General features: G+C 68.5%; 17 protein-coding genes and 1 pseudogene. 11 read left to right on the forward strand and 7 right to left on the reverse strand.

Features of this window, described 5'->3' with window-relative positions; translation table 11 throughout:
• The first annotated feature begins 83 nt into the window (after window positions 1-83).
• Complete coding sequence (locus G6045_RS09365) at window positions 84-434, forward strand: ANTAR domain-containing protein (RefSeq protein ID WP_165331390.1); 351 nt, start codon at window positions 84-86, stop codon at window positions 432-434.
• On the opposite strand, the gene qcrB is transcribed toward G6045_RS09365, so the two are convergent.
• The gene (gene qcrB / locus G6045_RS09370; RefSeq protein ID WP_165331391.1) at window positions 428-2,086 is read right to left on the reverse strand and encodes a cytochrome bc1 complex cytochrome b subunit; all 1,659 of its coding nucleotides are present in this window, start codon (window positions 2,084-2,086) and stop codon (window positions 428-430) included. The genes G6045_RS09365 and qcrB overlap by 7 nt on opposite strands.
• A 162-nt stretch (window positions 2,087-2,248) precedes the next feature.
• Here qcrB and G6045_RS09375 point away from each other — a divergent pair, with 162 nt between their 5' ends.
• Together G6045_RS09375 and G6045_RS09380 are read left to right on the forward strand one after the other, a co-directional pair.
• The gene (locus G6045_RS09375) at window positions 2,249-2,974 is read left to right on the forward strand and encodes a glucose 1-dehydrogenase (protein ID WP_165331392.1); all 726 of its coding nucleotides are present in this window, start codon (window positions 2,249-2,251) and stop codon (window positions 2,972-2,974) included.
• Between the two features lie 49 nt (window positions 2,975-3,023).
• Complete coding sequence (locus tag G6045_RS09380) at window positions 3,024-3,908, forward strand: chitosanase (RefSeq protein WP_165331393.1); 885 nt, start codon at window positions 3,024-3,026, stop codon at window positions 3,906-3,908.
• Between the two features lie 75 nt (window positions 3,909-3,983).
• On the opposite strand, the gene G6045_RS09385 is transcribed toward G6045_RS09380, so the two are convergent.
• Genes G6045_RS09385 through G6045_RS09395 form a run of 3 tightly spaced genes read right to left on the reverse strand, consistent with a single transcriptional unit; the run spans window position 3,984 to window position 7,103 of the window.
• Complete coding sequence (locus tag G6045_RS09385; protein WP_165331394.1) at window positions 3,984-4,817, reverse strand: carbohydrate ABC transporter permease; 834 nt, start codon at window positions 4,815-4,817, stop codon at window positions 3,984-3,986.
• A complete protein-coding gene (locus G6045_RS09390; RefSeq protein WP_408056322.1) occupies window positions 4,814-5,785 on the reverse strand; it encodes a carbohydrate ABC transporter permease in 972 nt (323 codons plus the stop codon). Before G6045_RS09390 ends, G6045_RS09385 begins: the two co-directional genes overlap by 4 nt.
• Window positions 5,786-5,798: 13 nt before the next feature.
• Window positions 5,799-7,103: a sugar ABC transporter substrate-binding protein gene (locus G6045_RS09395; RefSeq protein ID WP_165331395.1), complete on the reverse strand. Its 1,305-nt coding sequence runs from the start codon at window positions 7,101-7,103 to the stop codon at window positions 5,799-5,801.
• Window positions 7,104-7,386: 283 nt separating this feature from the next.
• On the opposite strand from G6045_RS09395, the gene G6045_RS09400 reads away from it, so the two are divergent.
• The 4 genes from G6045_RS09400 (at window position 7,387) to G6045_RS09415 (ending at window position 10,381) form a co-directional block, all read left to right on the forward strand.
• Window positions 7,387-7,887: a lamin tail domain-containing protein gene (locus tag G6045_RS09400; RefSeq protein ID WP_165331396.1), complete on the forward strand. Its 501-nt coding sequence runs from the start codon at window positions 7,387-7,389 to the stop codon at window positions 7,885-7,887.
• A gap of 155 nt (window positions 7,888-8,042) precedes the next feature.
• Complete coding sequence (locus G6045_RS09405; RefSeq protein ID WP_165331397.1) at window positions 8,043-9,089, forward strand: VWA domain-containing protein; 1,047 nt, start codon at window positions 8,043-8,045, stop codon at window positions 9,087-9,089.
• A gap of 145 nt (window positions 9,090-9,234) precedes the next feature.
• Window positions 9,235-9,990 (forward strand): Imm50 family immunity protein, encoded by a 756-nt coding sequence (locus G6045_RS09410; RefSeq protein ID WP_165331398.1) that lies wholly within the window; start codon window positions 9,235-9,237, stop codon window positions 9,988-9,990.
• The gene (locus G6045_RS09415) at window positions 9,977-10,381 is read left to right on the forward strand and encodes a hypothetical protein (RefSeq protein WP_165331399.1); all 405 of its coding nucleotides are present in this window, start codon (window positions 9,977-9,979) and stop codon (window positions 10,379-10,381) included. The genes G6045_RS09410 and G6045_RS09415 overlap by 14 nt, the downstream gene beginning before the upstream one ends.
• A gap of 183 nt (window positions 10,382-10,564) precedes the next feature.
• Here the strand turns inward: G6045_RS09415 and G6045_RS09420 are convergent, their stop codons facing one another.
• The 3 genes from G6045_RS09420 to G6045_RS09430 form a co-directional block, all read right to left on the reverse strand.
• The gene (locus G6045_RS09420; protein ID WP_165331400.1) at window positions 10,565-12,025 is read right to left on the reverse strand and encodes a glutamate synthase subunit beta; all 1,461 of its coding nucleotides are present in this window, start codon (window positions 12,023-12,025) and stop codon (window positions 10,565-10,567) included.
• Entirely contained in the window at window positions 12,018-16,577 is a 4,560-nt protein-coding gene (gltB, locus tag G6045_RS09425) for a glutamate synthase large subunit (RefSeq protein ID WP_165331401.1), read from the reverse strand. Before gltB ends, G6045_RS09420 begins: the two co-directional genes overlap by 8 nt.
• A 352-nt stretch (window positions 16,578-16,929) precedes the next feature.
• Entirely contained in the window at window positions 16,930-17,661 is a 732-nt protein-coding gene (locus G6045_RS09430; RefSeq protein ID WP_165331402.1) for a VIT1/CCC1 transporter family protein, read from the reverse strand.
• A gap of 264 nt (window positions 17,662-17,925) precedes the next feature.
• Here G6045_RS09430 and G6045_RS09435 point away from each other — a divergent pair, with 264 nt between their 5' ends.
• From G6045_RS09435 to G6045_RS09450, 4 genes and pseudogenes are all read left to right on the forward strand, one after another.
• Window positions 17,926-18,948: an ADP-ribosylglycohydrolase family protein gene (locus tag G6045_RS09435; RefSeq protein WP_165331403.1), complete on the forward strand. Its 1,023-nt coding sequence runs from the start codon at window positions 17,926-17,928 to the stop codon at window positions 18,946-18,948.
• Window positions 18,945-20,153, forward strand: a complete 1,209-nt coding sequence (locus tag G6045_RS09440; RefSeq protein ID WP_165331404.1) for an ADP-ribosylglycohydrolase family protein — start codon at window positions 18,945-18,947, stop codon at window positions 20,151-20,153. The genes G6045_RS09435 and G6045_RS09440 overlap by 4 nt, the downstream gene beginning before the upstream one ends.
• A complete protein-coding gene (locus tag G6045_RS09445; RefSeq protein WP_165331405.1) occupies window positions 20,128-21,297 on the forward strand; it encodes an ADP-ribosylglycohydrolase family protein in 1,170 nt (389 codons plus the stop codon). The genes G6045_RS09440 and G6045_RS09445 overlap by 26 nt, the downstream gene beginning before the upstream one ends.
• Window positions 21,294-21,576, forward strand: a pseudogene (locus G6045_RS09450) (ADP-ribosylglycohydrolase family protein); the annotation flags it as partial. The gene G6045_RS09445 and the pseudogene G6045_RS09450, both read left to right, overlap by 4 nt.

Here is a 21,576-nt window from a genome sequence, read left to right on the forward strand (position 1 = left end):
TGCTTTCGTTTTCCGGACAGCCCTGCTGGAGGGCTTCGCCTACCGACTGTCCCCGGTCCCCCACCTGCACGAAGGCTCTGTGCATGATCGAACGAGGTGAGGACGAGGGCCGGATCGCCGACCTGGAGTCCGAGGTGGCACACCTGCGGCAGGCCCTGAAGTCCCGGGCGCTCATCGATCACGCCATCGGCGTGGTCATCACCATCGGCGGACTGCCTCCCGAGGACGGCCTCGAGGTCCTCAAGTACATCTCGCAGCACACCAACATCAAGTTGCGCGTGGTGGCGGACGACCTGGTGCGCTGGCCGTCCACCCGGCATCTGACGCGGTCGGTGCGGCTGGCTCTGCCGCACGCGATCGAGCACGCCCGCAGGATGAGGCGCCACCGCGCGCGGATGGCGGAGGGTGGGGACCTGCGGAACGCGCCTCAGTGACCGCCGCCGTCACCCCCGTGACCGTGCCCGCTGGTGACCTCGCGGTACTCCTCGGCCGTCGGCTTCTCCACCTGGGTGCCCGGCCCGTACATCGCCTTCGACAGGCGTACGCGCATCCGCTCGCCCCGTGGCACGGGCCGCCGCACCCCATTGGTGTCGGCCGCCGGGCCGGGGTCGAGCGCCGCCCGCTGCTCATGGGCCGTCAGCGTGAACCGCTCCCCCTGGCTGAGCGGTTCGTGTATCTCCACGAACTCGCCGTGCGGCAGCCGCTTGATCGTGCCGCTCTCGCGGCCGTGCAGCACCTTGTCCCGGTCGCGGTGCTGCAGCCCCAGACAGATCCGGCGCGTGATCCAGAACGCCAGGACCGGGACGACGAAGATGCCGATCCGTACGAACCAGGTGATCGCGTTGATGGAGAGATGGAGTTTGGTGGCCACGATGTCGTTGCCACCGCCGATCAGAAGCACCCCGTATCCCGCGAGCCAGGCGACGCCGAGCGCCGTACGGGTCGGGACGTTGCGCGGCCGGTCGGCGACATGGTGCTCGCGTTTGTCGCCGGTTACCCAGGCCTCGATGAAGGGGTAGACCGCGATCAGCGTCATGTACACCGGGAAGAGCATGAACGGGATGAAGACGCCGAGCGCGAGCGTATGGCCGAAGGCGTTGATCTCCCATCCCGGCATCACCCGGATCAGGCCCTCGGAGAAGCCCAGATACCAGTCGGGTTGAGCGCCCGTGGTGACCAGGTCCGCGCGGTACGGCCCGAAGAGCCACACCGGGTTGATCGTCGCGACCGCGCCCATGAACGCCAGCACACCGAAGACCAGGAAGAAGAATCCGCCGGCCTTCGCCACGTAGATCGGGAAGAACGGCGCACCCACGACCTTCTTCTCGGACCGTCCTGGCCCCGCGAACTGGGTGTGCTTGTGGTAGAAGACCAGGATCAGATGGGCCACCACCAGGCCCAGCATGATGCCCGGCAGCAGCAGGATGTGGATCGGGTAGAGGCGCGCGATGATGTCCGTGCCGGGGAACTCGCCGCCGAACAGGAACATCGCGAGATACGTGCCGACGATCGGGATCGACAGGATCGCGCCCTGGGCGAAGCGCAGGCCGGTGCCGGAGAGCAGGTCGTCCGGCAGCGAGTAGCCGGTCAGACCCGTGATCAGACCGAGCATCAACAGGGTCCAGCCGAACAGCCAGTTGATCTCACGCGGCTTGCGGAACGCTCCGGTGAAGAACACCCGCATCATGTGCACGAGCATCGCGGCCACGAAGACCAGCGCGGCCCAGTGGTGGATCTGCCGGATGAGCAGCCCGCCGCGGACCTCCATGCTGATCTCGACGGTGGACTCGAACGCCTTGGTCATCAGGACGCCCTTGAGCGGTTCGTACGAACCGCCGTAGACGACCTCGACACTGCTCGGCTCGAAGAAGAGCGTCAGCCAGGTGCCGGTCAGGATCAGAATGATGAAGCTGTACAGACAGATCTCACCCAGCATGAAGCTCGGGTGGTCCGGAAACACCTTGCGCATCTGCGTCTTGGCGAGGCCGTAGATGCCGAGCCGGCTGTCGGCCCAGTCGGCGAAGCTCTCACCCTTGGCCGGCTGTGCCGGCCGGCCATTACTGCGTATCCGCTCCTGGCTGCTCATCCCCGGCCTCTCCCCTTCAGGCGTACTCCAGGTTAGGCACACCCCTCCCCGGTGCCAACAGGCGCCCCCGGTTAGGCAGTTGCGGCACACCTGTTGATGTTCCGGCGCCGCAGCACGAATATGACGAACAGTCATATACGCGGGAGGGCTCGGGAGGCGCACATGATCTCGCTCGACGGCAGGACGGTCCTCATCACCGGTGCGGCGCGCGGCCAGGGCGCGGAGGAGGCGCGGCTGTGCGCCGAGGCCGGCGCGCGCGTGGTGGTGACGGATGTGCTGGAGGAGGAGGGCCACCAGGTCGCCAAGTGCCTCGGTGACCAAGGCCTGTTCGTACGGCTCGACGTGACCGGCCCGGAGAGCTGGGCAGCGGCGGTGCGCACGGGGCTCGACCGCTTCGGACGGCTCGACGCGCTGGTCAACAACGCTGCGCTGTGGCGTACCGCGTCCGTCGAGGAGGAGACGTACGACAACTTCGAGGCGCTGCTCCGGGTCAACCTGCTCGGGCCGTTCCTCGGAATCCAGGCCGTCGTGCCGGCGATGAAGGAGGCGGGCGGCGGCTCGGTCGTGAACATCTCCTCCACGGCGGGCCTGAAGGGCCTCCCCCGCCACGCCGCCTACGGCTCGACGAAGTTCGGGCTGCGCGGACTGACCCGCTCCGCGGCGCTCGACCTCGCCCCGTACCGCATCCGCGTGAACTCGGTGCACCCCGGCGCCATCGCCACCCCGATGATCGCCGAGGCCACGGCGGGCCGCGACTGGTCCCATGTGCCGCTCGGGCGGGTGGGGCAGCCGCGGGAGGTCGGCGAGCTGGTGGTCTTCCTGGCCTCGGAGGCCTCGTCGTACATCACGGGCACGGAGTTCTCGGTCGATGGTGGACAGACGGCCTGAGGCGGGTCCGCACGGAGTGAGGCCTGGGCCCAAGCTCTACCCTGTGCGCATGAAACGTGCTGGTTGCCTCTTTCTCGCCATAGCCCCGGTGGCGACCCTCGTCGTCTATCTGCTCGGTCCCGACCCCGACGCGGGCGGCCCGGACGACAAGCCCTCGGCCTCCCAGGGCTCGGACGGCCTGGCGCGGGAGACCGAGAAGGAGCTCCAGGAGCGCCTCGCGAAGATGCCGCCCGGGCTCGCGGCGAAGGACAAGAAGGAGCTGGCACAGCAGCTCGTGTCGAGCGCCGAGAACTCCACGCTCGACTGGCGTGCGAACTACGGCTACATCGAGGACATCGGCGACGGCAACGGCTACACCGCGGGCATCATCGGCTTCTGCTCCGGCACGCACGACATGCTCAAGCTCGTCGAGAGCTACACGGAGGACCACCCGGACAACGGGCTCGCGACCTATCTGCCCGCCCTGCGCGCGGTCGACGGCTCCGACTCGCACGAGGGTCTGGACGGCTTCCCCGAGGCCTGGGCGAAGGAGGCCGGGCGGGCCGAGTTCCGCGAGGCGCAGGACCGGCTGCGCGACGAGGACTACTTCGACCCCGCCGTACGGCAGGCCAAGATGGACGGCCTGAGCACGCTCGGCCAGTTCGTCTACTACGACGCGATGGTGCAGCACGGCCCGGGCACCGACCCGAACGCCTTCTACGGGATCCGCGAGGAGGCCATGCAGCGGGCGAAGACCAAGGCCGAGGGCGGCGACGAGAAGGCGTACCTCAAGGCCTTTCTCGATGTGCGGCGCGAGGTGATGGAGACCAAGGAGGCCCATCGCGACACCTCCCGGATCGACACCGCCCAGCGCGTGTTCCTCGAGGCGGGCAACCTTCAGCTGAAGACTCCGCTGGAGTGGAAGGTGTACGGGGACCCGTACCGCGTGAAGTGAGGGCGCGAGGGACCCGTACCGCGTGTAGTGAACGAGGCCCCGCCCGCGTACGGACGGGGCCTCGCAGCGGAGGGTTCAGCCCTTGACGGCGCCCGCGGCCAGGCCCGATCCCAGCCGCTTGTGCACCAGGACGAAGAAGATCATCACGGGCAGCGTGACCAGCGTGGAGCTGGCCATGACCGGGCCCCAGGCCGTCGAGTTCTCGCCGAAGAACTGGTAGATGCCCACGGCCGCCGTGTACTTCTCGCTGTCCTTCATGAAGGTGTACGCGAACACGAACTCGTTCCACGCCGTGATGAAGGCGAAGATCGAGGTGGCCACGAGGCCGGGCGCCACGAGCGGCAGCAGCACCGAACGGAACATCCGGAACCAGGACGCCCCGTCGATGTACGCCGCCTCCTCGACCTCCTTGGGCACCGCCTGGACGAAGCCGCGCAGCGTCCAGATGGCGAACGGCAGCGAGAGCGCGATGTAGACGATGGTCAGGCCGAGCAGGGAGTTGAGCAGCTCGTAGTCCCGCATCTGGAGGAACAGCGGGATGACAAGGGCTTCGAGCGGCACCATCTGCACGATCAGGACCATGATCAGCACCGAGGTGCGGAAGCGGAACTTGAAACGGGCCACCGCGATCGCCGCGAACAGCGAGAGCACCGCGGCCGCGAGGATCGTGCCGAGCCCGACGAGGGCCGAATTCAGCAGGAACGTACCGAAGTTGCCCCGCTCGAAGACCAACTCGAAGTGCTCGAAGCTGAAACCGCTGGGCAGCACGTCCGAACCTCGGGTGACCGCCTTCGGATCGAACGAGGTCGACACCATCCAGTACACGGGGAACAGCGTGAAGACCAGCAGTGCGAACACGGCGGCCGGCAGGCCGATCCGCGTGGCACGGGACGTACGGCGGGTGCTCACAGATCCTCCTCCCCCTGTCGGAACAGCGCCCGGATGTAGACGATGGTGATCAGCACAAGCAGCAGCGTGAGCAGCACCGCCGCCGCGGACCCGGCCCCGTAGTCGTCCTGGCCGAAGGCCTGCACGTACGAGTAGACGCCGAGGTTGTAGACCTCCTCGTTGGAGCCGCTGCCGCCCGGCATCAGGAAGATCTGGGTGAAGACCTTGAAGTCCCAGATGGTCGACAGGATCGTGACGACCAGGAAGACGGGACGGATGGTCGGCACGGTGATCTTCCAGAACCGCTGCCAGGCATTGGCGCCGTCGATCATGCCCGCCTCGTACAACTCCCGTGGAATCGTGAGCAGTCCGGCGAAGACGGTGATCGCCACGAACGGGAAGCCGTGGTGCACCACGTTGAGCGTCGCGATGGCGTAGAACGGCAGCCGCTCGGTGAACCAGTTGGTGGTCGCCGGATCGATCAGGCCGAGGGCGCCGGCGAGCTGGCTGAACATGCCCTCCTCCGGCTGGAAGAGCCAGATCCAGACATACGTACCGGTGACCGCCGGCATCGCCCAGGCGGCCAGGATCGACACCGAGCAGATGGCGCGCCAAGTCGTGCCGAGCCGGTTGAGCAGCAGCGCGACCAGGGTGCCGAGCACCACGGTGAGGCCGACGCAGGCGACGGCGAAGAAGACGGTGTTGGGCATGACCGTCTTCCACAGCAGCTCGCTGGAGAGCAGTTCGCTGTAGTGGTCGAACCCGGTGAACTCCCCTACCCCGCCCCCGAACGTGACCTCCCAGTCCTGCAAGGAGATCTTGCCCACCTGGAAGATCGGGTACAGCAGGAGTCCGGCGAGGACCACGAGCGCGGGGGCGAGCAGCAGCCAGGGGCGGGTGAGCCGGATCAGGCGCCGGCGGCGGGCACCCTCGGTGGAGGGGCGGTGGGCAGAAGTCTTCTGCCCACCGCCCACGAGCGCGTTCTTCACGGTTCGCAGCGCCCTACTTGTCCTTGGCGAAGATGTCGTCCATCTGCTGGGCCGCCTTGTCCGCGGCCTCCTTGACGGAGGCCTTGCCCGTGATGATCGACTGGATCATGCCGGGGACGACCTGAGCGGCCTGGATCTTCCCGTACGACTCGGTCTTCGGCACCGTGGCACCGGCCTCCAGCATCTGCTGCGCGAAGGGCTCGACGAGCGGATCCTTCTTCGCGGCGACCTTCTCGAGCTCGGAGTTCTGGCCGGGGAAGTAGTTGGTCTGCTCGGCCCACTTGGCGGCGAACTCACCGGTGGTGAGCATCTTCACGAACTCCCAGGCGAGTTCCTTCTTGTCCGTGTCGAACGTGGACAGATAGGAACCGCCGAGGAAGGAGCGGCTCATACCGCCGTCGGGGCCCGGGATCGGTACGGCGCCGAGCTTGCCCTCGAGCTCGGGGTTCTCGTCGACGAAGGCCTTCGGGGTCCAGTTGCCGGAGATGGACATCGCGATCTGCCCCTTCTTCCAGGCGTCGCCGACCTCCTTCTCCGTCCAGGTGTTGACCTTGGCCGGGGAGACCTTGTCCTTGGTCGCGAGGCCCGTGTAGAACTCGATGCCCTTGATCGCCTCGGGCGAGTTGATCGCCGACTTCCAGGAGTCGCCCTCCTGCTCGGCAAGCTCGCCGCCGGCGCCCCAGATGAAGGGGGCCGCGAACATCTCCGCGCCGCCGGCGACCGGGAAGGACAGAAGCCCGGGCTCCTTCTCCTTCAGCGTCTTCGCCGCCTCCTGGAGCTCCTTCCAGGTGGTCGGGGGCTTGATCTTGTGCTTCTCGAAGATGTCCTTGCGGTACAGGATCGAGCGGACCCCGGCGTACCAGGGCATGCCGTACTGCTTGCCGTCGAGCGTGCCTGCGTCCTTGAGACCCTCGACGAGGTCGTCGGTCAGACCCGACTCCTTGACCTCGTCGGTCACATCCACGAGCGCTTTGGTCTCGGCGAACTGCGGCACCCAGGTGGTGCCGACCTCGGCGACATCGGGCACCTGGTCCGCGCCGCCCGCGATCGCGGTGGTGAACTTGCGGTTCGCGGTCGCCCACTGCTGGTACTCGACCTTGATCTTGGCGCCGGTCTTCTTCTCGAACGCCGCCGCGGCCTCCTTGAAGAACGGGCGCGCGTCGGGGTTGGTCCCCTCCATGATCCATACGGTCAGGGTCTTGCCCTTCCCGTCGGTCGCACCGTCCTTGCCCCCGCTGTCGCCCGAGTCATCGCCGCAGGCCGTGGCGGTCAGTCCGAGCGTCAAGGCGATTGCTGCCGCGATGACACGTCGCTTCATGACGAGCCCCCTTCATGGATGGCGGTCCACTTGCGTGAAGTGATTCTCAGCACAGGGGTTCATGAGCGGTCTAGGCCATTCCCGATACGCGGCCGAACCGTAATGACCATTGCAAACACTGCAACATGCGCGCAGCCCATTGCAGTTGACGCAACGCACCTGGCTGCCTGACGTCCACAATCGATCGCTTTCAGCCAACGCCCGCCGAATGTGGAGATTTCGTGAGTGACTTGTGTCCCTTCGTCACTCAACTCCCTTGCACGGGACGCCCCGAGGAGTCTTCTTGCACTCTCGCACCGCCATAGCCGCAGTCACCGCCGCGCTCGTCACGTGCGGCCTGACCGCGCTCGCCGCCCCGTCGCAGGCGGCCGAATACTCATCCGCACTCAAGCTCTACGGCGTGCAGTACGACGCACCGGGCACGGACAGCAACCGCTGCTCGGGCGGCAATACGAAGGACGAGTATCTGACGATCAAGAACTACTCGCGCGGCACGACCGTGAACCTGAAGGGCTACTTCGTGAAGGACGCGACGGGCAACCGCTTCACGTTCACGAGGAACCACACCCTCCAGCCCGGCGACCACATCAAGCTGCGCGGCGGCAACGGCACGGACTCCGACGCGAACAACGTGGTCTACCGCAACAACTGCAACTTCATCTGGAACAACCCGGGCGACACCATCTACTTCTACAAGCCGTCCGGCCCCCGGGCCGACGTCCACTCGTACACGAAGGCCGGCAGCGACCCGGACGGGAACGGGTACGTGAGGTTCCACGGCTGAGCAGCGCCCCCTCGACCTGGGCATCGGCCCTGGGCATCGGCCCTGGGCACCCTGCGCGTCACCCCCTCCGACCAAGATCAATTGTCAGTGCCGGCTGGGAAGATGGAGACATCGAACGGGAGCTGCAGGGGCTTCCGGGACGAGGGGGATCATCCATGTCCGGAGCGCAGAACTACATCAACCACGTCGCACTGGTGCTCGACGCCAGCTCGTCCATGTCCCACCTGAGCAGCAAGGTCGTCGAGGTCGCCGACCAGCAGATCGCGTATCTGGCGCGCCGCTCGCAGGAGTTGGACCAGGAGACGCGCGTGACGGTGTACGTCTTCTCGAGCCAGGTCGAGTGCGTCATCTACGACAAGGACGTGCTGCGGATGCCGTCCTTGAAGCAGCTGTACCGGGCGAACGGCTCGACGGCGCTGCTCGCCGCCACCCTGAAGTCGCAGCGCGAACTGGCCCAGACAGCCCAGCTCTACGGGGACCACAGCTTCCTGACCTTCGTCCTCACCGACGGCCAGGAGAACACGAGCCATCGCTGCTCGGACAGCCAGGGCAAGACGCAGCAGCAACTGGTGCGGGCGGTCGCCGACTTGGCGCGGACCCAGGAGGACAACTGGACGCTGGCCGTCCTCGTCCCCGACCAGATGGGCAAGCGCGAGGCCATGCAGTGCGGCTTCCCGAAGGACAACATCGCGATCTGGGACGCCACCAGCACCCAGGGCCTCGAGGAGGCCGGCCAGGTCATCCAGGAGGCCACCGAGAAGTTCATGGTGGGCCGCACCAAGGGCATCCGCGGCTCCCGTGCCGTGTTCTCCACGGGCGCGGACGCGGTCAACAAGGACACGATTCTGGCGGCCGGCCTCACCTCGGTGGACCCGTCCGGCTACCAACTGCTCGCGGTGGACCGCGCGGAGACGATCCGCACGTGGATCGTCGACGGCGGCCACACCTACCGTACGGGCGCCGCCTACTACGAACTGAGCAAGTCCGAGAAGGTCCAGGCCCGCAAGCAGATAGCGGTCCTGGAGAAGAAGACGGACAAGATCTACACGGGCCCCCAGGCCCGGACGCTCCTCGGCCTGCCGAACGCGGAGGTCCGCATCAAGCCGGACCACAACGACGAGTTCACCATCTTCATCCAGAGCACCAGCGTGAACCGGAAGCTGGTCCCGCAGACCCGCCTGCTCCTGATGACCCAGAGCTGACCCCACCCCACCGGGCCCGGACCGTCGAGGTCCGGGCCCTCGGCATGCCTCCTTACGCCTCCTCATGTCTCCTCATGCCTCTTCATGCCTCCTGTGACGAGGCTTGCGTTGCTGCTGTCCGTGTGCGGTTGCGATGATCGGGCGCATGTCTGAGTACGGGGGAACGGCGGGCGATCCGCCACGGTCACGACTGTCGGACTACGCGGAGCCGCTCGAAGCGGTTCACGAACCGGTGCGGAGCGAGACGCAGAGCAGCGAGCCGCCCGTGAAGCCGGACGAATCGGCCGAGGTGAAGGGGCATCGCCGCGAGTTCGCCGCGATGCTCGGTGAGTTCCGGCGCTCGGCTCCTGGACGTGGCGGTGCCGGCCGCCGGGGTGCCGTGCGGAGGAACACTACTACTGTGGCAAGTGAACTACGCTTCGAGAATTCCGGTGCGCTCGAAGCCCTTTACGGCAGGATCCCTCCGCTCCACAACGTGCGGCTGAGATCGATCCAACTGAACTGGCGAGGCCCCGCCCTCACCCTTCGCATGGACCTGCCGGAGCACCCGGCGGGCGCCCCGACCGTATGGGTCGAAAGGGGCATGGACACCGTGCAGTGCCATGTTCAGTTTCTGGCTGTGGAAGACCTCTCACTCAAAGATTGGCCCACAGCCGCGCTCGCCGACATTTCGACCACTGACCTGGGTTTCGAGAACCGCATGGCGGTCACGGTCTCGAACCCCGAAGTCATCTTGTCCTTCACGTGCAACAAATCCGTTCTCATCGGCCACGTCAGCGCTTTCAGGAGCCGAGAGGACGGATCCGACGACGGACCTCACTTGTTCCTGAGCAGAATCGACAGATTCCGACATGATTCTGTTCCGCCCCCTCATGAGAAGACCTTCTATGAGCGAGTCTGACTGGGCTTCACTGGTCGCCAATACTTACGAACTCAATTCCCACTGGGACACTCCTCCGGCGTTGGACGCATGCGACCTGTTCTATGTCCAGATGGACGAGCGACATCATTCCGTCACGCTCGGCCTCGATGCACCATTGGATGCGGAGCACCACGAAGGCGAGCAGACACCCGTCCCCAACTCTGTCGAGTTCTACTTGCAGTTCACCGACGTCGAGAGACTTCGAGTGAAAGGGTGGCAGGCTCCGGGGAACAAACACGCACGCCTGTACCGCCATGCTGACGGCACGATCCGTTTCAGCGCGGATTCCGAGGGGTCCCACCTCGAATTCGCCGCGTCGACATGCAGACTCGTCGAACTTCGCGCCCGCCGTGTATTCAGCCACGATTGACAAGCCGGGATCAGGACGGCAGAGCCCACCACGGCACGTCTCCCTGAACAGGGTGCACACGCCGCAACGCCCACCCCACAGTCCGGTCGGGGACAGGGGTGGGCGTAGCGTCAGGTCCGTACGCCGTTGTACGGAGCGTCAGTTGGGGCCCGCCGCGAACAGCGCAAGCAGCGGGCCCGTGGGTCAGACCGTCAGCGACCGGTCCGTCGGGCGGATCGGGGCCGGCAGCTCCGACGCACCCGTCAGGAAGCGGTCCACACCGCGCGCCGCCGAGCGGCCCTCGGCGATCGCCCAGACGATCAGCGACTGACCACGGCCCGCGTCACCGGCGACGAACACACCGGGGACGTTGGTCTCGTAGTCGTCGTTGCGGGCGATGTTGCCGCGCGCGTCGAGCTCGAGGTCGAACTGGGAGACCAGCCCGTTCTCGACATCCGTACCGGTGAAGCCCATGGCGAGCGTCACGAGCTGCGCCGGGATGACCCGCTCGGTGCCCGGCTTCTGGGTCAGCTTGCCGTCGATGAACTCGACCTCGATGAGGTGCAGTTCCTGGACGTTGCCGTCCTCGTCGCCCGCGAAGTGCGTGGTCGACACGGAGTAGACCCGCTCGCCGCCCTCCTCGTGCGCGGAGGTCACCTTGTACAGCATCGGGAACGTCGGCCACGGCTGACCGGAAGCACGCTCCTCGCCCGGCTTGGGCATGATCTCCAGCTGGGTGACGGACGCGGCACCCTGACGGTGGGCGGTGCCCACGCAGTCGGCGCCCGTGTCACCGCCGCCGATGACCACGACGTGCTTGCCCTCGGCCGTGATCGGCGGGGCCACGAAGTCGCCCTCGACCACCTTGTTGGCGAGCGGCAGGTACTCCATCGCCTGGTGGATGCCCTTCAACTCCCGTCCGGGGACGGGGAGATCACGGGCGGTGGTGGCGCCGGCGGCGATGACCACGGCGTCGTACCGCTTGCGCAGGTCCGTCGACTTGAGGTCACGGCCGATCTCGACGCCCGTACGGAAGCGGGTGCCCTCCGCGCGCATCTGCTCGATGCGCCGGTTGATGTGCACCTTCTCCATCTTGAACTCGGGGATGCCGTACCGGAGCAGACCACCGATACGGTCCGCACGCTCGAACACGGCGACCGTGTGACCGGCCCGCGTCAGCTGCTGCGCGGCCGCGAGACCCGCGGGACCCGAGCCGACCACCGCGACGGTCTTGCCGGACAGGCGCTCGGGCGCCTGCGGCTTGACGTCGTTGGCGTCCCAGGCCTTGTCGATGATCGAGACTTCGACGTTCTTGATGGTGACGGCCGGCTGCGAGATACCGAGGACGCAGGCCGACTCGCAGGGAGCCGGGCACAGGCGACCGGTGAACTCGGGGAAGTTGTTCGTCGCGTGGAGACGCTCGGAAGCGGCGGCCCAGTCCTCGCGGTACGCGTAGTCGTTCCACTCCGGGATCAGGTTCCCGAGCGGGCAGCCGTTGTGGCAGAACGGGATGCCGCAGTCCATGCAGCGCGAGGCCTGCGTCGAGATGATCGGAAGCAGGGATCCGGGGACGTAGACCTCCTTCCAGTCCTGAACGCGCTCCTCGACCGGACGGGAACAGGCGACCTCGCGGCCGTGCTTGAGAAAGCCCTTCGGATCAGCCATTGGTCGCCGCCTCCATCATCTTCTCGGTGATCTCGGACTCGGAGAGTCCGGCTCGCTCGGCGGCGTCCTTGGCGGCGAGCACTGCCTTGTACGTCTGCGGAATGATCTTGGTGAAGCGCTGGGCCGAAGCGTCCCAGTCGACGAGCAGCTTCTCGGCGACGGTGGATCCGGTCTCCTCGGCGTGGCGGCGCACGACGTCGTGCAGCCACTGCTTGTCGGCGTCGGACGGCTCCTCGACCGCCGCCAGGTTCCCGGCGTTGACGTTGTCGCGGTCCAGGTCGATGACGTACGCGGTGCCGCCGGACATACCGGCCGCGAAGTTGCGTCCCGTCTCGCCGAGGACGACCGCCTGGCCACCGGTCATGTACTCACACCCGTGGTCACCGACACCCTCGGAGACGACGAGCGCACCGGAGTTACGGACGCAGAAGCGCTCTCCCGTACGACCGCGCAGGAAGATCTCACCGCCCGTCGCGCCGTACGCGATGGTGTTGCCGGCGATCGTCGAGTACTCGGCGAGATGGTCGGCCGCGCGGTCCGGGCGGACGATGACGCGGCCGCCCGAAAGGCCCTTGCCCACATAGTCGTTGGCGTCGCCCTCGAGGCGCAGCGTCACACCGCGCGGAACGAAGGCACCGAAGGACTGACCGGCGGAGCCCGTGAAGGTGATGTCGATCGTGTCGTCCGGCAGACCGGCGCCGCCGAAGCGCTTGGTGACCTCGTGGCCGAGCATCGTGCCGACGGTCCGGTTGATGTTGCGGATCGCGACCTGGGCCCGGACCGGCTGGGCGGCCTCGACGGAGTCCACGGCGAGGGCGTCGGCGGCGAGCTTGATCAGCTCGTTGTCGAGCGCCTTCTCCAGACCGTGGTCCTGGGAGATCAGCTGGTGACGGACGGCGCCCTCGGGCAGGTCCGGCACGTGGAACAGCGGCTCCAGATCCAGGCCCTGCGCCTTCCAGTGCTGCACGGCCCGCTCGGTGTCGAGGAGTTCGGCGTGGCCGACGGCCTCCTCGATCGTACGGAAGCCGAGCTCGGCGAGGATCTCGCGGACCTCTTCGGCGATGAACTCGAAGAAGTTGACGATGTACTCGGCCTTGCCGGTGAAGCGCTCGCGCAGGACCGGGTTCTGCGTGGCGATACCGACCGGGCAGGTGTCCAGGTGGCAGACACGCATCATGACGCAGCCGGAGACGACGAGCGGCGCGGTCGCGAAACCGAACTCCTCGGCGCCGAGCAGCGCGGCGATGACCACGTCACGGCCGGTCTTCAGCTGACCGTCGGTCTGCACGACGATGCGGTCGCGCAGGCCGTTGAGCAGCAGCGTCTGCTGGGTCTCGGCGAGACCGAGCTCCCAGGGACCGCCCGCGTGCTTGAGCGAGGTCAGCGGCGAAGCACCCGTACCGCCGTCGTGGCCGGAGATCAGGACCACGTCCGCGTGCGCCTTGGAGACACCCGCGGCGACCGTGCCGACGCCGACCTCGGAGACCAGCTTCACGTGGATGCGGGCCGACGGGTTGGCGTTCTTGAGGTCGTGGATCAGCTGAGCCAGGTCCTCGATGGAGTAGATGTCGTGGTGCGGCGGCGGCGAGATGAGCCCCACACCAGGCGTCGAGTGACGGGTCTTGGCGACCCACGGGTAGACCTTCGGTCCTGGCAGCTGGCCGCCCTCGCCGGGCTTGGCGCCCTGGGCCATCTTGATCTGGATGTCGTCGGCGTTGACCAGGTACTCCGAAGTCACACCGAAGCGGCCCGAGGCGACCTGCTTGATGCTCGACCGCCGCGCCGGGTCGTACAGACGCTCCGAATCCTCGCCGCCCTCACCGGTGTTGGACTTGCCGCCCAACTGGTTCATGGCGATGGCGAGGGTCTCGTGCGCCTCCTTGGAGATGGAGCCGTACGACATGGCGCCGGTCGAGAACCGCTTGACGATCTCGGAGACGGGCTCGACCTCGTCGATGGAGATCGAGGGACGGCCCGAGTTGAAGCCGAACAGACCGCGCAGCGTCATCAGGCGCTGGGACTGCTCGTCCACACGCGAGGTGTACTGCTTGAAGATGTCGTAGCGTCGGTTGCGCGAGGCGTGCTGAAGGCGGAAGACCGTGTCCGGGTCGAACAGGTGCGGCTCGCCCTCACGGCGCCACTGGTACTCGCCGCCGATCTCCAGGGCTCGGTGCGCCGAGGGGACGCCGGAGGCCGGGTAGGCCTTGGCGTGGCGGGCGGCGACCTCCTTGGCGATGACGTCGATGCCGACGCCGCCGATCTTGGAGGTGGTGCCGTTGAAGTACTTGTCGACAAAGGCCTGTTCGAGACCGACGGCCTCGAAGACCTGCGCGCCGCGGTAGGAGGCGACGGTCGAGATGCCCATCTTGGACATGACCTTCAGGACGCCCTTGCCGAGCGCGTAGATCAGGTTGCGGATGGCCTGCTCGGCCTCGATGCCGGGCAGGAACGTTCCGGCCCGGACGAGGTCCTCGACGGACTCCATCGCCAGGTACGGGTTGACCGCGGCCGCGCCGAACCCGATGAGCAGCGCGACGTGGTGCACCTCGCGGACATCGCCGGCCTCGACGAGCAGACCCACCTGGGTGCGCTGCTTCGTACGGATGAGGTGGTGGTGCACGGCCGCGGTGAGCAGCAGCGACGGGATCGGCGCGTGCTCGGCGTCCGAGTGCCGGTCCGAGAGCACGATCAGACGGGCGCCGCCCTCGATCGCGTCGTCGGCCTCGGCGCAGATCTCCTCGATCCGGGCGGCGAGGGTCTCGCCGCCGCCGGAGACCCGGTAGAGACCGGACAGCGTCACGGCCTTCATGCCGGGCATGTCGCCGTCGGCGTTGATGTGGATGAGCTTGGCCAGCTCGTCGTTGTCGATCACCGGGAAGGGCAGCGTGACCGAACGGCAGGACGAGGCCTGCGGGTCGAGCAGGTTGGAGCCCGGGCCGAGCGAGGAGAGCAGCGAGGTGACGAGCTCCTCGCGGATCGCGTCAAGGGGCGGGTTGGTGACCTGCGCGAACAGCTGGGTGAAGTAGTCGAAGATCAGCCGCGGACGCTCGGACAGCGCCGCGATCGGCGAGTCGGTGCCCATCGAACCGATCGGCTCGGCACCGGACTTGGCCATCGGCGTGAGCAGGATGCGCAGCTCTTCCTCGGTGTAACCGAAGGTCTGCTGGCGGCGGGTGACCGAGGCGTGGGTGTGCACGATGTGCTCACGCTCGGGCAGGTCCGAGAGCTCGATCTCGCCGGCTTCGAGCCAGTCCGCGTACGGGTGCTCGGCGGCAAGGGCCGACTTGATCTCGTCGTCCTCGATGATGCGGTGCTCGGCGGTGTCGACGAGGAACATCCGGCCGGGCTGAAGCCGGCCCTTGCGGACGACCTTCGCCGGGTCGATGTCGAGCACGCCGACCTCGGAACCGAGCACGACGAGACCCTCGTCGGTGACCCAGTAGCGGCCGGGGCGCAGACCGTTGCGGTCCAGGACCGCGCCGACCTGGGTGCCGTCGGTGAAGGTGACACAGGCCGGACCGTCCCAGGGCTCCATCAGCGTGGAGTGGTACTGGTAGAACGCGCGCCGGGCCGGGTCCATGGAGGCATGGTTCTCCCAGGCCTCCGGGATCATCATCAGGACCGAGTGGGGCAGCGAACGGCCGCCCAGGTGCAGGAGTTCGAGCACCTCGTCGAAGGACGCGGAGTCCGAGGCGTCCGGCGTACAGATCGGGAAGATCCGCTGCAACTGCTCACTGCCGAAGAGGTCGGAAGCCAGCTGGGACTCGCGCGCCGTCATCCAGTTCCGGTTGCCCTTGACGGTGTTGATCTCACCGTTGTGCGCGACGAAGCGGTACGGGTGCGCGAGCGGCCAGCTCGGGAAGGTGTTCGTCGAGAAGCGCGAGTGGACGAGCGCGAGCGCCGAGGCGAAACGGCGGTCGGACAGGTCCGGGAAGAAGGGCTCGAGCTGGCCGGTGGTCAGCATGCCCTTGTAGACGATGGTGCGCGCGGAGAACGACGGGAAGTACGTCGCGGCCTCCCGCTCGGCCCGCTTGCGCAGCGCGAACGCCTTGCGGTCGAGCGCGATGCCCTCGCTCTCGCCGTCCGCGACGAACAGCTGCCGGAACACCGGCATCGTCGAGCGGGCGGAAGCGCCGAGCAGCTCGGGCGCGACCGGCACCTCGCGCCAGCCGAGGACGTTCAGGCCCTCCTCGGCGGCGATACCTTCGATCTTCTCGGCGGTCTCGTCGGCGCCCTCGACCGGAAGGAAGGCGATGCCCACGGCGTACGCACCGGCCTCGGGCAGCTCGAACGCGGTGACCTCGCGCAGGAAGGCGTCGGGGACCTGGCACAGGATGCCCGCGCCGTCACCCGAGTCGGGCTCGGAGCCGGTGGCACCGCGGTGTTCGAGGTTGCGCAGTACGGTCAACGCCTGCTCCACCAGCTGGTGGCTGGCAACACCGGTCAGGGTGGCCACGAACCCGACACCGCAGGCGTCGTGCTCGTTACGGGGGTCGTACATCCCCTGCTGGGCGGGGCGACCGTCCATGGGCGACCAGGCGTCGGAACGCATCGGCTCTCCCGTCGTCGTCGAGGCAAAAGTGCAGGTGCCGAGGGACGACGTTGGCCCTCACGCTTCAAGAACTGCGCGAAATTTCGTGCAGGTTACATGATGAGGCGCTTCTCGAAAATCGGATAGCGCATTCCATCATGCGGACACCGCGCGTGACGGTCGTCCCGTCGGGGACAGGACCTACGCGGGCAGATCAATGACCGGGGGCCCATGTTTCGCGTGGGCTTCTTTGCCCATGGGTACGCCGGGGCCTCATTGCCCACGGCGCTTACGGCTCATGCCCGGCCGTCATGGGATCGAAACCGCTCGGTAACGACTACTTATGCCAGCCGCCGCATAGACCTGCAAGCCCTTATCCTACGGCCGTTCCGAACAGTGTGCCGAGGGCGTACGTCACACCCGCAGCGGCCCCACCGAGCGCCAGCTGCCGCAGCCCGCTGAACCACCAACTGCGCGCCGTCACCTTCGCCACCACGGCCCCGCAGGCGAAAAGCCCGACAAGCGCGAGCAGCACGGCCGGCCACATCGTGGAGACACCGAGCAGATACGGCAGTACGGGGAGCAGGGCCCCGAGCGCGAACGCACCGAAGGAGGAGACGGCCGCCACCGCAGGCGAGGGCAGATCGTCCGGGTCGATGCCCAGTTCCTCGCGCGCGTGGATTTCCAGGGCCTGCTCGGGGTCGCGCGACAGCTGCCGCGCCACCTCGCGGGCGAGCCCGGGCTCGACACCGCGCGAGACGTACAGCTCGGCGAGCTCCCGCTCCTCGCACTCCGGGTGCTTGCGCAACTCGCGCCGCTCGACGTCGAGTTCCGCCTGGACGAGCTCGCGCTGGGAGGCGACGGAGGTGTACTCGCCGGCGGCCATGGAGAACGCACCGGCCGCGAGACCCGCGAGCCCGGTGATCACGATCGTCTGCTGCGACACGGACCCGCCGGCCACACCGGTCATCAGCGCGAGGTTGGACACGAGTCCGTCCATCGCCCCGAACACGGCCGGCCGCAGCCAGCCGCCGTTCACATCGCGGTGCGTGTGGTTGTCGCGGTGCGCCTCGTGGAGTGGTGCTTCGGTCTCGATGATCGCCATGTTCCGGCCCCCTGTTTTCTCGTCGTACGACCTCGAAAGTACGCGCGAAAAATGGCTCCTGCCAGCAAGGAAGGCCTGGCTAACACCCTTCAGCCCCTGCGGCGTTTGAGCAGATCCGAACGAAGTTCGGATGCGGGGGTCCGGGGGCGAAGCCCTCGGTTTCGGGAAGGGGCGGGGTGGGGGAGAAAAGCCCCTCACGGGCGAAGGGGTGACATAAGCCCCCACACACGCAGCGCAAAGCACCCGACGGGGAACGCATCCCCTATGCAGCAGCCGATTGCATACGTTCCGCCGGAAGCAGCGGCGCCCACCACGAACAGCCCCTCCGTGCGCACCCGCGCAAGAGGCGCCCTCCTCGGCCTCGCCGTCGGCGACGCCCTCGGCGCCCCCGCCGAGAACCTCAAGCCCTCCGAGATCCGCGCCCGCTGGGGCCGTATCGAGGGGTTCGTCGTCGACGACCCCGCCGGCACCGACGACACCGAGTACGCGATCTTCTCCGGCCTGCTGCTCGCCCGCTACGGCTCGGGACTCACCACCGCGCGGGCCGAGACCGCCTGGCACCAGTGGATCGCCGACCTCGACGAGGGCCCGTTCAAGGGGGCCGGGTTCAGCGAGCGCGGCACCCTCGAGAACCTCCGCCGGGGCCTCGCCGCCCCCGTCACCGCCCAGCACCGGCACGCCTGGAGCGACGGGCTCGCGATGCGGGCCGCGCCCTTCGGGGTGTACGCGGTGGGCAACCCCGCCGAGGCCGCCCGCCTCGTCGCGATCGACGGCTCGGTGAGCCACGACGGCGAGGGCATCTACGGCGGTCAGGCCGTCGCCGCCGGAGTCGCCGCCGCGATGGGCGGCGCGGGCGCGGCCTCGGTGATCGGCGCCGCGCTCTCCGTCATCCCCATGGACTCGTGGACGGCACGTTCCCTGCGCCGCGCGGTGATCGCCGCCCCCGCCGGGGAGCGCGCGGTCCGCAGCGCGGTCGTCATCGGCGGCTACCCGTGGACCGATCTCGCGCCCGAGGCGGTGGGCCTGGCCTTCGGCGCCTTCGCCGCCGCGCGCGGCGACTTCCGCGCATCGGTCCTCATGGCGGTCAACATGGGCCGCGACGCCGATACGACGGCCGCGCTCGCCGGCGCCCTCGCCGGGGCGCTGCAGGGCGAGACGGCCATCCCCGAACCGTGGGCGCAGGCGATCGGCCCGGTCCGCGGCAGCTGCCTGCCCTCCATGGCGGGCCATCACGTCCTGGACGTCGCCGACCTGCTCACCCCGGACGACGAGGAGACGACACCATGACGCGCGACGACGCCGCCCTGCCGCATCACGACACGAACCCCGCCCCGAGCCACTCACGTATCGAAGGGCTCCTCCTCGGGATCGCCGCGGGAGACGCCGCCGGCTGGCCCGCCGCCCGGCACCGCGCCGCCCGGATGCCCGAGTGGACCCGCCGGCTCACCCGGGAGCTCGACACGTTCGCCGAGCAGAACGCCACCACCACGCTTCCCGTGCCCATCGCCCTCAACCAGCCGCCCGAGCCCCTGCAGCTGGGGCCGTCCGACGACGCCGAGTGGGCGGCGTTCACGGCGGTCTCGCTGCTCAAGTCGGCCGCCGCGGGTGTGCCCGCACTGCGCGTACGAGCCGCCGTGGACCACACCTGGCAGACCCTCGCGGCCCAGATCGCCGAGGCAGAACAGCGCGCCCCCGAGGTCGAGTCCGCGGTCGTGCCGCTGCGGGCCCGTATCTCCGTACGCGCGGGTCTGGGCAATCTCGCCGGCGGTCTGCGGCCGCCCGCGACCGGCCACGACAATCCGCACTACTTCGACGACGCGGCCTGTGTACGCGGCTGCGTGCTCGCCCTGCTGCACCCCGGCGATCCTCAACAGGCCGCGGACCTGGCCGAGTTCGACGCCCGCTACACCCAGGACGGCGACGGTGTGCACGGCGCACGCGCCATGGCCGCGGCGAGTGCCGCACTGCTCGGCGGCTGGGACATCGACGCGGCCGTGGACGCGGCGCTCGATCAGCTGCCGGACGCGACGGAGATCGGCCGCAACGCCCAACATGCCGTGAAGCTCGCCCGGGACCCGGTCTACGCGGCCGACGCCTTCGCCCTCGTGCCGGTCCTCGAGCACCAGATCGTCGATCACGTCTACAGCTACGGCATCGCGGCCGCCGAAACCGTCCCGGTCGCCCTCGCCCTGACCACTGCGTCGCGCGGCTCCCTCGCACGCGCGGTACCGGCCGCCGCCTGCCTCTCCCGCGTCGCCGACTCGGCGCCGGCGCTCGCGGGCGCGCTCGCGGGCGCGTACGAAGGGGCCGCGGGCGTGCCCGAGTCCTGGCGCGCGGCCTGCCGCACCCTGTCGGGCTGTGCGCTGCCCCGGCTCGCGGGCACCGATCTGGTGGAACTCGCGGCGGAACTCGCCGAACTCCTCGCACCAGACCGGGAACCGGCCTCCACGGGTGGACAATTCACGCATGACAGACAGGAAAGGCGCATCTGACGCAGGCGGTCTTCCCCTGGACGACCGCATCAGCCGTGCCCTGACCGGCGCCGCGGTCGGCGACGCCCTCGGCGGACCGGTCGAGGGCTACAGCCCCGAGCAGATCCTGGAGCGCCACGGCGGCCGGGTGCACGGTGTCGTCGGCCCCTGGTTCGAGGACTGGCGCACCGCCCGGCCGATCGCCCCGTACCACAAGGGCGACGGCCACATCACGGACGACACCTTGCTGACGCACGCGCTGATCAGGGTGTACGAGAAGGTACGGGACCACCTCGACGCGTACGCCGTGGCCGAGCACCTGGTCCCCGAACTGACCGGCGAGCCGCGCTGGATCCCGGAGCTGGAGACGGAGGCGATCCTGCTCCAGCGGGTCTTCCTCGCGGAGAAGTGGCTGGTCGCCCGCCTCCACTACGGCCATGTGGACCCGCGCGAGGCGGGCGCGGGCAACATCGTCAACTGCGGCGCGGCGATGTACATGGCGCCGGTCGGCCTGGTCAACGCGGGCCATCCGGCCGGTGCTTACGCCGAGGCCCTGGACATCGCGGGCGCGCACCAGTCCTCGTACGGCCGTGAGGCGGCGGGCGTCTTCGCGGCGGGCGTGGCCGCGGCCTGCACCCCGGGCGCGACGCCCGCCTCCGTCGTGGAAACCTGTCTGTCCCTGGCGAAGGACGGCACACGGGCCGCGATCGAGGCGGTGTGCACGACGGCCGCGTCGTACGACTCCTTCGAACCCGCCCTAGCCCCGCTGCGGGCGGCCGTCGAGCCCTTCGACACCGTGGGCCCCAACTACCGCGCCCCGTCCCTCGGCGCCCGCCGCCCGTCCCGCCTCCACTCCATCGAGGAACTCCCCATCGCCCTCGGCATGCTGCTCGTCGGCGGCGGCGACTACCGCTCCACGGTGCTCGGCGCGGTCAACTACGGCCGGGACTGCGACTCGATCGCCACGATGAGCGGGGCGATGGCGGGGGCGCTGGGTGCGGAGGTCCCCGAGGAGTGGGCGAAGCAGGTCGCGGAGGCCAGCCGTATCGACTTGTCGTCCCCCGCACTGGCCCTGTCCCAGGTGACCCGCGAGATCTACGCACGGGACCTCTCCCGCCGCCGCACCCACGAGGCAGCCTTCGCCGCACTCCTGGACGCCCGATGAATCTCCGCCTCACGTGGGTCCAGCCGGAGGACCTGATCGGCCACGAGCTGCGGCAGTTGGCCCTGGAGGGTTACGACACCTCGTGGGCGGAGTCGCGCTGGCTGGCGGCAGGCGGCCATCCGGCGCCGGAACGCGCGGGGGCGTCCGGTCCACCGGCCCCGGGGTTGCGCGACGTCGCGGTGCGGCTCCTCGACGAACTCGCCGAATCGAGCGCGCCGACCGCTCACTGCGTTCCCGCACCGGGCCGTGCGCACCCGGTCCGTCCGGCCGCCCCCTGCC

Origin of the sequence: Streptomyces mesophilus (assembly GCF_011044995.1) — a bacterium.
Taxonomy (GTDB): Bacteria; Actinomycetota; Actinomycetes; order Streptomycetales; family Streptomycetaceae; genus Streptomyces; species Streptomyces mesophilus.

Coding starts and splice junctions, on each gene's coding strand:
- G6045_RS09375 (WP_165331392.1), top strand. CDS start 2,249: ATGATCTCGCTCGACGGCAGGACGGTCCTCATCACCGGTGCGGCGCGC.
- G6045_RS09380 (WP_165331393.1), top strand. CDS start 3,024: ATGAAACGTGCTGGTTGCCTCTTTCTCGCCATAGCCCCGGTGGCGACC.
- G6045_RS09365 (WP_165331390.1), top strand. CDS start 84: ATGATCGAACGAGGTGAGGACGAGGGCCGGATCGCCGACCTGGAGTCC.
- G6045_RS09420 (WP_165331400.1), bottom strand. CDS start 12,025: ATGGCTGATCCGAAGGGCTTTCTCAAGCACGGCCGCGAGGTCGCCTGT.
- G6045_RS09445 (WP_165331405.1), top strand. CDS start 20,128: ATGACAGACAGGAAAGGCGCATCTGACGCAGGCGGTCTTCCCCTGGAC.
- gltB (WP_165331401.1), bottom strand. CDS start 16,577: ATGCGTTCCGACGCCTGGTCGCCCATGGACGGTCGCCCCGCCCAGCAG.
- qcrB (WP_165331391.1), bottom strand. CDS start 2,086: ATGAGCAGCCAGGAGCGGATACGCAGTAATGGCCGGCCGGCACAGCCG.
- G6045_RS09440 (WP_165331404.1), top strand. CDS start 18,945: ATGACGCGCGACGACGCCGCCCTGCCGCATCACGACACGAACCCCGCC.
- G6045_RS09430 (WP_165331402.1), bottom strand. CDS start 17,661: ATGGCGATCATCGAGACCGAAGCACCACTCCACGAGGCGCACCGCGAC.
- G6045_RS09405 (WP_165331397.1), top strand. CDS start 8,043: ATGTCCGGAGCGCAGAACTACATCAACCACGTCGCACTGGTGCTCGAC.
- G6045_RS09415 (WP_165331399.1), top strand. CDS start 9,977: ATGAGCGAGTCTGACTGGGCTTCACTGGTCGCCAATACTTACGAACTC.
- G6045_RS09435 (WP_165331403.1), top strand. CDS start 17,926: ATGCAGCAGCCGATTGCATACGTTCCGCCGGAAGCAGCGGCGCCCACC.
- G6045_RS09410 (WP_165331398.1), top strand. CDS start 9,235: ATGTCTGAGTACGGGGGAACGGCGGGCGATCCGCCACGGTCACGACTG.
- G6045_RS09395 (WP_165331395.1), bottom strand. CDS start 7,103: ATGAAGCGACGTGTCATCGCGGCAGCAATCGCCTTGACGCTCGGACTG.